At 63.1% G+C, this 1,254-nt stretch carries 1 protein-coding gene; it reads right to left on the bottom strand.

Translation table 11 applies throughout. The features are described 5' to 3' along the window. Nucleotides 1–42: 42 nt before the first annotated feature. Nucleotides 43–1,187 (bottom strand): IS3 family transposase gene (locus AC5RWT_RS37565; protein WP_494084648.1). Its coding sequence is split into 2 segments (ribosomal slippage): nucleotides 43–914 and nucleotides 914–1,187, totalling 1,146 coding nucleotides; the frame shifts between segments, so codons are not numbered across the junction. Nucleotides 1,188–1,254 lie beyond the last annotated feature (67 nt).

Raw genomic sequence — 1,254 nt, 5'->3', positions numbered from 1 at the left:
GGGACTGCCCCGGGTTTCGTTGACTCTCGGGGTTGATGGTTTCTAAGCGGCTTGAAGGCCGGTTTCGATTGTCTCAAATTCGAGGGGTGTGAGGCGGCCAAGGGTCCGCTGACGGCGCCGGCGGTGGTAGGTCTTCTCGATCCAGGTAACGATGGCCAGGCGCAGTTCCTGCCTGGTGGACCAGCGCCGCCCGTCCAGGACGTTCTTTTGCAGCAGGGCGAAGAACGATTCCATGGCGGCATTGTCGCCGCAGGCGCCGACCCGTCCCATCGATCCGATCAGTTCGCTGCTCTTGAGTGTCCGCACGAACACTGTGGAGCGGAACTGGGATCCGCGGTCGCTGTGCACCACAGTTCCCTGCGGCGACCTCAATGCGACGGCATTGCGCAGCGCGGAGACGGCCAGGGAGGCCTTCATCCGGGAGTCGATGGAGTATCCGACGATCCGGTTGGAGTAGACGTCCTTGATCGCGCAGAGGTAGAGCTTTCCCTCGTCGGTGCGGTGTTCGGTGATGTCCGTCAGCCACAGCTCATTCGCGGCGGAAGCGGTGAAGTTCCGGCCGACCAGATCGTCGTGGACCGGCGGGCCGGCCTTGCGGGTCAGTCCCCGCTTCTTGGCGAAGACGGACCAGATGCGCTGGCTGCTGCACAGCCGCTGCACCCGGTTCTCGCCGGCGCTGATGCCCAAAGCGGGCAGTTCGTCGGCGATGAACCGGTACCCGAATGCCGGATCATCGGCATGAATATTCAGGGCGGCGTTGATCAGATGGGCATCAGCCCAGTCCCGGTCGGAGACGGGGTTGGCCTTCCATTTGTAGAAGGCCTGCTTGGAGAAACCCAGCACCCGGCAGGTCACCGCGACGGGGATTCCGTCGGCGGCAAGGTCGAGGACCAGCGGGAATTTCATTTTGGGGGAAGTTCCCTCGCGAAGAACGCCGCGGCCCGGCGCAGGATCTCGTTCTCCTGCTCCAGCAGCCGGATCCGTTTCTTCGCGTCACGCAACTCCGCTGCTTCCTTCTCCGTCACGCCAGGGCTGACGCCGTCCTCGATGTCAGCCTTCTTTAGCCAGTTATGCAGGGTCGCCTCGGAAATTCCGAAGTCCTTGGCGATCTGCGCCAGCGGAGCTTCATGCTTCCGCGCCACGGCGACGACATCGCGGCGGAACTCGGCGGGATAGGGCTTGGGCACAGGAACATCCTTCCTGCAAGGAATGAATCCTCACAAGTCAGGAGTCAACTGAATTGGGGGCAGTCCC

The organism is Arthrobacter sp. Dra40 (genome assembly GCF_059091905.1).
This window is presented reverse-complemented; position numbering and strand designations above follow the sequence as displayed.